The following is a 7556-nucleotide window of genomic DNA, read 5'->3' as shown; positions in this document are numbered from 1 at the left end:
TCCGGGTGCGCGAAAAGCATGATCGCGCACCCTTTGGCCGGGCTAGGACCAGCCAGGCCGGGATTCGATCTGAACACCCGGTTTGCGCAGGTAGGAGATGTCGCAGCTGTACCGGCTGAAGCCGAGGCCCTCGTACAGGCGTACCGCCGGGCGGTTGGTGTCGTCGACGTAGAGCATCGCCGTGGCCAGGCCGCGATCGCGCAGGTGGTGGAGTCCGATCAGGGTCAGTGTCCGGCCGAGTCCGCGTCCGGCGAACGTGGGCTCCACCCCGACGACATACACCTCGCCGAGGTCCGCCGCGGCGCTCTCCGCGTCGTCGGCGCTGCCGCTGGAGGCCGTGCTCGGGCTTCCACCGCCAGCGGATGGGGTCGCCTCGGCCACCTTCGTCCAGTGGAAGCCGACGAGCCGGCCCGCGAACTCGGCGAGGAAGAAGCCCGCCGGGTTGAACCACGACTCGGCCTCGCGCAGCCGGAGATCCTCCACCGTCCAGCGCCCCTGTTCCGGGTGGTCCGCGAAGGCGCTGCTGTTGATCGCCACCCACGCGTCCTCGTCCTGTCCCGGAGTGAAGGTCCGGACGGTTACCCCTAGTGGCACCGTTATGTCCGGAAGAGGGGGAACATCGTGAACAGGGTGCGTCTCCCGCCCGCCGAAGGGTGCCGCGGAGGAAAGTGGACGGCGCATCTGCCACAGCACCCGCTCCCGGCCGAAGCCGTACCTGTCCGCCAGGGCCGCTGCCGCGGGTGGGTCGCCATGCGCCCAGACGCGCAGGTCCGCTTCGGCCTGGTCGGCGGCCGCGGTCAGGGCGGCCAGCAGGCGCCCGCCGATACCCCGACGGCGCTGGAAGGGATGGACGACCAGCTCCGCCTGCCAGTTATGGTCATCAGGGGTGGCCAGATAGGCGTACCCGGCGACCGTGCCTGCGCTGTCGTCCCAGATGGTCCCGTCGGCCGGGTCATGGTCCGTCACCACAGAGTCCGACGTGGTGACGGTCAGGTGTTGTCCGGCGGTCAGTGGCTCGATCGCCAGCCGTAACGCCGCGTCGTCGGACAGCGGGCCAACCCCGTCGGTCTCCGCGGCCGTGGCAACCAGGTGCCGCAGACTACCCACATCGTGGGGGGTGAGGCGTTGAGCCCAGCGCAGTTTCATTCCTGCGACATTATGATGTTCCACACCGATTTTCATCCGGGTGGGTCTGATGCGCCCGGAGATTTTCTTGTTTGACCATGGGTTTGGCCGGGCATAAGGGGAAATCCGGGGCAGCAGACCCCGGCACGGACAGGCCCTGACGCGCGAGCACGTGCTGGCCACGGTGCCCGACGAGCGGACCGCGCTCGTCGGGCTGTGGCACCGCACGCTTTCTCGCACCGGGATTTCTGCCATGTCGCGAAGCGACCCGATGGGTCCGGGCGAAGCGACGCGACAGGTCCGGCGGCCCCCGGAACTACACGGACCCTGGCTGGAACTACACGCGTTCGGGAGTGCGCATTACTTCCCGACCGTCGCGGCTGGCCACTGTTTCCTCGGGCAGCGGGGCGATCGGAGGAGCGACGAACTTGTAACCGACGTGCCGCACAGTGCCGATCATCGATTCGTGCTCCGGGCCGAGCTTGGCTCGCAGGCGGCGCACGTGGACGTCAACGGTCCGGGTACCTCCGTAGTAGTCGTAACCCCAGACCTCCTGCAGGAGCTGGGCACGGGTGAAGACCCGGCCCGGGTGCTGCGCGAGGTACTTCAGCAGCTCGAATTCCTTGAAGGTGAGCTCAAGCGGGCGGCCACGCAGCTTGGCCGAGTAGGTGGTCTCGTCCACCGACAGGTCACCGGAGCGGATGACGCCGGCTTCGGCGGTGCCGCCGGCAGCCGCCACCCGACCGATCGCGAGCCTCAGCCGTGCCTCGACCTCGGCGGGCCCGGCGCTGTCAAGCACCACGTCATCGACACCCCAGTCGGCCGAGACCGCGGCCAGCCCACCTTCGGTGACGAGGGCGAGCAACGCGGTGGTGAGCCCGGTCGTGCGGAGTAGGCGACACAGGCCGCGGGCGACAACCAGTTCCCGGCGTCCGTCCACCACCACGACATCCACCGGGGGAGCGTCAAGGAGCGCGCTGGCCTCGAGTGGAGCGACGCGAACGGTGTGAGTCAGGAGCCCGAGTGAGGGAAAGGACTCCGCGGACGGTCCGGGGGCGTTGGTGAGCAACAGGACGACGCTCAAGTCGACTCCTCCAGGGTTCGGTTGCGATGTTGGGGCAGCGTCGACCCACGGATACCTTGCGGTCGGTTCGCGTTCCACGACCGTCATGGGCGCGAAACGAACACCGGCCTGTGGGGAGGATAGCGGAGTGTCGTACTCCACTCCTACCGCCTTAGGAGTTCTCCCCACTGCGGACGCTGAGATTCTCGCCACGGCCCATCGCTGCCGTGTTCGTCCCGTAACTAACCATAGTTTTGATCTTGAAGTCGACGCCGCTCACGGCTTTCCGGATTTCGTGACAAGCCCCCGGCCAGCGCCGTGTCCGACGGCATTGGGCACTATGCCGACGTGCTTGCATCCGGTCCGCGCAGCCCTGGTCGGCCCTCGGCCGTGTGCACTTTCAGTGACTCCGGTGACTGCGAGGTCACCGGGGTGGACGCCGAGCGTAGGGAGCTCCCATGGCTCGCATGACAGTCCGGTACTGGGCCGCTGCCCGGCATGCGGCAGGCGTGCCCGAGGAGCAGCACAACGCCGAGACACTCGCTCATCTACTGGAAACCGTGGCGGAACGCCACCCGGGCGCACTCGCGGCCTTGCTGCCCCGATGCGCGTTTCTGGTGGACGACCTTCCGGTCGGTCGCCGCGAACATGCCGACGTGACCCTCACGGACGGCTGCGTCGTGGAGGTGCTCCCGCCGTTCGCCGGTGGGTGAGCCGCCCTGCCCGAGATCTCCCCTGCTCCCACGATGATCGGGCGGCGCCGGGATGTGTGGGCGGCAGCCGGTGCGTGGGCGTTTCGCCCGGTTCGTCGCTGTCGTCCTCGGCTGGTCGTGGGAACCGTGGGAACATGATGGCGTGTGCGCCCGCGGAGCCAGGACGGCCTTCAGGACGAAGCCGGCCAGCACGCCGGCGCGCAGCCAGCTGTGCCAACCGGACGGATCCCCGATGTTCCTCGTCAGCGTCTCCATCGTCGTTGCCGCTGTCGTCCCGGTGTTCGCCGCGGCTGTGGGGCCGCTTCTGCTTGCCGCCGTCATCGCCGTCGAACAGCTCCTTCTCGGCTGGGCGTGGGTGCGGGCGCTGGGGGCGTCGACCGGGACTCTCGCGATCGTGCTGGTGGCGGCGCCGGCCGCGGACATCACCGCCGTCATGGCCGATTCCGACGAGATCGGGAACCTTGCTGGAGTTGTCGGCCTCGCTGTGGTGGCGGTCATCCTCGTCCAGCTGGCGAGACGGCGCGGGTGGGCGGAGGCGGCCGGTGCCGTGCCGGAGGCCCAGGTTTCTGGAGTGGTTGAGGGCCAAAGGCAGCGCGATCATGTTCTTTCCGCGCTGCCGGAGGCTCAGGTTTCTGGAGTGGTGAAGCGGGATCGCGATTCCTCTCCGGGACAGTCGGTGACGGTCACGGTGGACATGGCCGCGGGCCTCAGCGGGGTGGTCCTGGTCACCCTGCTGGCCGGTTACCTGAACGTGGCTGCCATCCAGACGCCGGACGGCCGTGTGGTCGGCCCCATGGTGGTGGCCGCCGGTCTTGTGGGTGCGGCTACGGCCGTCCTCGTCGCGCGACTGTGTGTCGCGCGGCTGTGCGCGGGGATACTCGTCGAGCCTGTGAGATCGACGAGCATCCCCGGCTGGGCCCGCGTCCGCTCCAGCCTGCGGGCCGGCTGTCCGGTCGTCGCGCCGATCGTCGGGTTTGCCGCGGGTGCCGGCGCCGGTGCCCTCCTCGGCGGGTTCGCGGGTGATCTGGACGCCTGGGAGGCGACGTTGATCGCGGGTGCGGCTGCCGCGGCAGCGGTCATCGTCTATCTTGCTGTCGCCCGCGGAATCGCCGAGATCCGTGCCGAGCCGGCAGGTGGGTTCGGCGGGAGGCCGGTGCCCGGCGGCGGACCGGTGTCCAGCGGCAGGCCGGTGCCGAGCGCCCCCCGGGGGCAGGTGTCCTGCCGTGACGATCATCTTGTCGGGTGGCCTCTGGTCGCGACCTTCCCCCTGGCGGGAGCCGCCGCGTTCGTGTACACGTTGGGTCGCCTGTTGGTGGGATGATCGGTATGTGAAGTCACTTCCACACCGGGAGCGGGACGCCGGAGGCAGGGCTGGGGAAGACGTGGACGCGCGGACACGCTGGTCACTGTCGTGACCGGGTTGTGGGTGCTGATGGTGGCTGTCGGGTGTGCTGTCGGAGCAGCACTGTTCATCCGGGTCCGGGACGGGCGGTTCCGCATGGTTCGCCCGGATTCGCCGGCATCGGCGCCAACGGTGTCGGCCGTACCCGATGCACCGGTCATGAACGGCGAAGTGGCGAACGGCGAAGTGGCGAACGGCGCGGCCCAGGCGTCCGCGCACATGACGGCCCATCCTGAGGGGGGAGGCTCGGTGCCCGCAGTGGACGCCGAACTCGTGGCACTCGGTGTGAGTCCCGAGGCGCGTGCCACGCTGTTGCAGTTCTCCACCGCGTTCTGCGCGCCCTGTAGGGCGACCCGGCGAATCCTCGCTGACGTCGCCGGGAGCATCCCGGGCGTGCGGCACGTGGAGGTCGACGCCGAATCCCATCTGGAGCTGGTCAGGCGGCTGCGGATCCGGCGCACCCCGACCGTGCTCGTCCTTGACTCGCGGGCTCGAGAGGTTTGCCGGGCCAGTGGTGCTCCGCCGGGCCGGAGAGCTGTTCTCACGGCGCTGGAGCTGGCAATCGGCGAGCCGCACGGGCAAGGTGCGGCGGCGGCTCGAGATGGCGCCATGATCGATGCGTCCGACCGACTCGATTGGCCGTCAGATCGGTAACACATCCTTCATGTTCGCTGCTACGGTCAGGAGGTCATGTTCTCCACCGAGCTCGTCAGGCGCCGCACAGTCGACCTGTGCCGTGTCCGTAGCTCGTTGTGTCCATTTTCCTGAGCCGTGCGTTGATGCCGTCCGCCGTTGGCGGGCCCGCCCGTCAGGAGATGAGCTCGTGGTCGACCCGAGAGGTCCCCGATTCAGCGCAGCCGTTACCAGCGTCGTCCTCGCGGTGGTGCTACTGACCGCAAATGGCTGGTTGCTCTTCGCGCAGACTGTGGTATTTCTGATCGGCGCGGCGTTCGGAGTTCGTCGTGCTCCGTATGGGTTGCTGTACCGAACGTTGGTCCAGCCCCGACTGGGGCCGCCGGCCGAGCTGGAGGACGACCAGCCGCCGCGTTTTGCGCAGGCGGTCGGGACGGTATTCGGCGTGCTGGGAACGGTCGGCTTTCTCGCCGGCGTCCCCGCACTGGGGTACATCGCCACGGCGTTTGCATTTTTCGCGGCGTTCCTGAACGCCGCCATCGGCTTTTGTCTCGGTTGCCAGATATATCTCGCCATACGTTCCGTGAAAGGAGTGCAAGCATGAGTCGCACCAGCGCGCTTGTCGATCCGGCCTGGGCCGAAGCACATCTGACCGACCCCAAGGTCGTCCTGGTCGAGGTCGACGAGGACGTCTCCGCATACGACAAGGGCCACATCCGGGGTGCGGTCCGGCTCGACTGGAAGTCGGAGCTGCAGGACCCGGTCATCCGTGACTTCGTGAACAAGGAGCAGTTCGAGAAGCTCCTGTCCGCCAAAGGCATCTCGAACGACGACACCGTCGTTCTCTACGGCGGTAACAACAACTGGTTCGCCGCCTACGCCTACTGGTACTTCACCCTCTACGGGCACGCCGAGGTCCGGTTGCTCGACGGCGGCCGGAAGAAGTGGGAGCTGGACAGCCGTGAGCTGACCGAGGAGGTTCCGGACCGACCGGCGACCCAGTATGTCGCCAAAGACGTCCGTACCGACATCCGAGCTTTCCGGGACGAGGTCATCGCCGCGATCGGCGCGAAGAACCTCGTCGACGTGCGGTCGCCCGACGAGTTCGCCGGGCGGCTGCTCGCGCCGGCTCACCTGCCCCAGGAGCAGTCGCAGCGGGCCGGTCACGTCCCCACCGCGAAGAACATCCCCTGGGCGAAGACCGCGAACGAGGACGGCACCTTCAAGTCGAACGACGAGCTGACCGCCCTGTACTCCGAGGCCGGGGTGGACCTGAGCAAGGACACCATCGCCTACTGCCGTATCGGCGAGCGCTCGGCCCACACCTGGTTCGCCCTCCACGAGCTGCTGGACCTGCCGAACGTCAAGAACTACGACGGATCCTGGACCGAGTACGGTTCGCTGGTCGGCGTGCCGATCGAGAAGGACGCCTGAGACGTGTGTGGCGCGACCAGCGGCGGACCTTCGGTGGAAGGAATTGACGTGGCAAAGGAAAGTGTCATTCAGGGTGTCGTGCTGAAGGACGGCTCGCCTGTTTCGTCGGGTTACGTCCGTCTGCTCGACGAGGGTGGCGATTTCACGGCCGAAGTGCCGTTGTCGGCGACCGGGCAGTTCCGTTTCTTCGCCCGACCGGGCTCATGGACCGTCCGGGCGCTCGTCCCGGGCGCGTCCGGCGAGCGGAAGGTCGTCGCCCGTCAGGGTGAGCCCGTCAACGCCGAAATCGACGTCGCCGCCTAGAACCCCTAGAGCGGGCCGGCGGATCCGGTTCGTCCCAGGTGGGCCTTTTCCGATGTTCCGGAAAATTTCCGGATATCTCGAAAAAGGCCCACCTTTTGCGTTTAGGGCCTGGAATACGATAAGTTGCTTTCTTGCGGGGCATCTGTGCAGGTCAGGGCATTGTGATGGCGTCACTTATTCCATTACGGGCCCTTACAGCGCAGGTTTGCGGCGGTCAGAAGCTGCCGGCTCGGGGCGCGGGAATGCCGTGGTGCGCGGGTGCCGCCCGCGTGGGGACGGCAAATGACATCGGGCCGACGGTGTAGTTGTGCAGACCGTTGTCGGTCGCGAACAGCGCCGCGGAGCTTCGATCCGGAAATGGTGCGACGACACGCCGGACCGCCCGCTGTGCGGTTCCGTCGAACTGGACAACTGCGTACAGGACCTCGGGTTCGTGCATCACACGACCACCAAACCGCATCCTCCCGGCGTCGTGAAGGAGCCCTGTCGTGTGCCGCGCGTGGTCTGCCGTTGCAGGAGCGCTTGCGGAGCTTGCGCACGACACTACTCAAAGTTCGGTTGACTGACTACTCAGAGTTCGGCAGGTTGTCCAGAAAGTGCGGATCGGGCAGCTGTCCGTCATGACGGCGTTGATCACGGGCGGGGGTTCGTCCCGCTGCCGTCAGCGGACGCCTGCCGTCACAGACGCCCACTGTCGTCAGTAGACGAGAGCCCGTGCCCCGTCGGCGAGCACCTCGGAGACGAAGACCGCCGCACCGGCGATGCGTATCCCGGGGAGCACGTCGTCGGGCTCGATGGCCCGCCGTGCCGCACACTGTGTGCACAGCGTCACGCGTCCTCCGGTCAGGACGGCGTCCAGCAGTTCGGGCAGGGGGGTCGACTC

The 7556-nt window shown here is 67.7% G+C and carries 9 protein-coding genes and 1 pseudogene; 6 read left to right on the top strand and 4 right to left on the bottom strand.

Annotation, left to right across the window (positions count from 1 at the left end; genetic code table 11):
- Positions 1-42: 42 nt before the first annotated feature.
- Entirely contained in the window at positions 43-1146 is a 1104-nt protein-coding gene (gene mshD, locus DD1DGNOD_RS23985) for a mycothiol synthase (protein ID WP_131771082.1), read from the bottom strand.
- Between the two features lie 316 nt (positions 1147-1462).
- A complete protein-coding gene (locus DD1DGNOD_RS23980; RefSeq protein WP_131768620.1) occupies positions 1463-2209 on the bottom strand; it encodes a winged helix-turn-helix domain-containing protein in 747 nt (248 codons plus the stop codon).
- Between the two features lie 437 nt (positions 2210-2646).
- Between DD1DGNOD_RS23980 and DD1DGNOD_RS23975 the strand changes: the two genes are divergently transcribed.
- From DD1DGNOD_RS23975 to DD1DGNOD_RS23945, 6 genes are all read left to right on the top strand, one after another.
- Positions 2647-2901: a MoaD/ThiS family protein gene (locus DD1DGNOD_RS23975; protein ID WP_131768619.1), complete on the top strand. Its 255-nt coding sequence runs from the start codon at positions 2647-2649 to the stop codon at positions 2899-2901.
- A gap of 232 nt (positions 2902-3133) precedes the next feature.
- Positions 3134-4222: a hypothetical protein gene (locus DD1DGNOD_RS27475; RefSeq protein WP_165036998.1), complete on the top strand. Its 1089-nt coding sequence runs from the start codon at positions 3134-3136 to the stop codon at positions 4220-4222.
- Between the two features lie 240 nt (positions 4223-4462).
- Positions 4463-4957, top strand: a complete 495-nt coding sequence (locus DD1DGNOD_RS23960) for a thioredoxin family protein (RefSeq protein ID WP_241251819.1) — start codon at positions 4463-4465, stop codon at positions 4955-4957.
- A 169-nt stretch (positions 4958-5126) separates the two neighbouring features.
- Positions 5127-5540 carry a DUF4395 domain-containing protein gene (locus DD1DGNOD_RS23955; RefSeq protein WP_131768616.1) on the top strand — a complete coding sequence of 138 codons (414 nt, stop codon included), beginning with the start codon at positions 5127-5129 and terminating at the stop codon, positions 5538-5540.
- The gene (locus DD1DGNOD_RS23950) at positions 5537-6370 is read left to right on the top strand and encodes a sulfurtransferase (RefSeq protein ID WP_131768615.1); all 834 of its coding nucleotides are present in this window, start codon (positions 5537-5539) and stop codon (positions 6368-6370) included. Before DD1DGNOD_RS23955 ends, DD1DGNOD_RS23950 begins: the two co-directional genes overlap by 4 nt.
- A gap of 3 nt (positions 6371-6373) precedes the next feature.
- Positions 6374-6673 (top strand): DUF1416 domain-containing protein, encoded by a 300-nt coding sequence (locus tag DD1DGNOD_RS23945; RefSeq protein ID WP_131768614.1) that lies wholly within the window; start codon positions 6374-6376, stop codon positions 6671-6673.
- Between the two features lie 214 nt (positions 6674-6887).
- On the opposite strand, the gene DD1DGNOD_RS23940 is transcribed toward DD1DGNOD_RS23945, so the two are convergent.
- Together DD1DGNOD_RS23940 and DD1DGNOD_RS23935 are read right to left on the bottom strand one after the other, a co-directional pair.
- The gene (locus tag DD1DGNOD_RS23940; protein WP_131768613.1) at positions 6888-7112 is read right to left on the bottom strand and encodes a hypothetical protein; all 225 of its coding nucleotides are present in this window, start codon (positions 7110-7112) and stop codon (positions 6888-6890) included.
- 258 nt (positions 7113-7370) lie between these two features.
- Positions 7371-7556 (bottom strand): annotated as a pseudogene (locus DD1DGNOD_RS23935) (DsrE family protein); the annotation flags it as partial.

This window comes from Candidatus Protofrankia californiensis, assembly GCF_900634765.1.
In the GTDB taxonomy this organism is placed as follows: domain Bacteria; phylum Actinomycetota; class Actinomycetes; order Frankiales; family Frankiaceae; genus Protofrankia; species Protofrankia californiensis.
The sequence above is the reverse complement of the archived record's forward strand: the minus strand, read 5'-3'. Positions and strand labels throughout refer to the sequence as shown.

Excerpts from the sequence above, each read along its gene's own strand:
- DD1DGNOD_RS23950 (WP_131768615.1), top strand. The coding sequence starts at position 5,537 with ATGAGTCGCACCAGCGCGCTTGTCGATCCGGCCTGGGCCGAAGCACAT.
- DD1DGNOD_RS23960 (WP_241251819.1), top strand. The coding sequence starts at position 4,463 with ATGAACGGCGAAGTGGCGAACGGCGAAGTGGCGAACGGCGCGGCCCAG.
- DD1DGNOD_RS23940 (WP_131768613.1), bottom strand. The coding sequence starts at position 7,112 with ATGCACGAACCCGAGGTCCTGTACGCAGTTGTCCAGTTCGACGGAACC.
- mshD (WP_131771082.1), bottom strand. The coding sequence starts at position 1,146 with ATGAAACTGCGCTGGGCTCAACGCCTCACCCCCCACGATGTGGGTAGT.
- DD1DGNOD_RS27475 (WP_165036998.1), top strand. The coding sequence starts at position 3,134 with ATGTTCCTCGTCAGCGTCTCCATCGTCGTTGCCGCTGTCGTCCCGGTG.
- DD1DGNOD_RS23975 (WP_131768619.1), top strand. The coding sequence starts at position 2,647 with ATGGCTCGCATGACAGTCCGGTACTGGGCCGCTGCCCGGCATGCGGCA.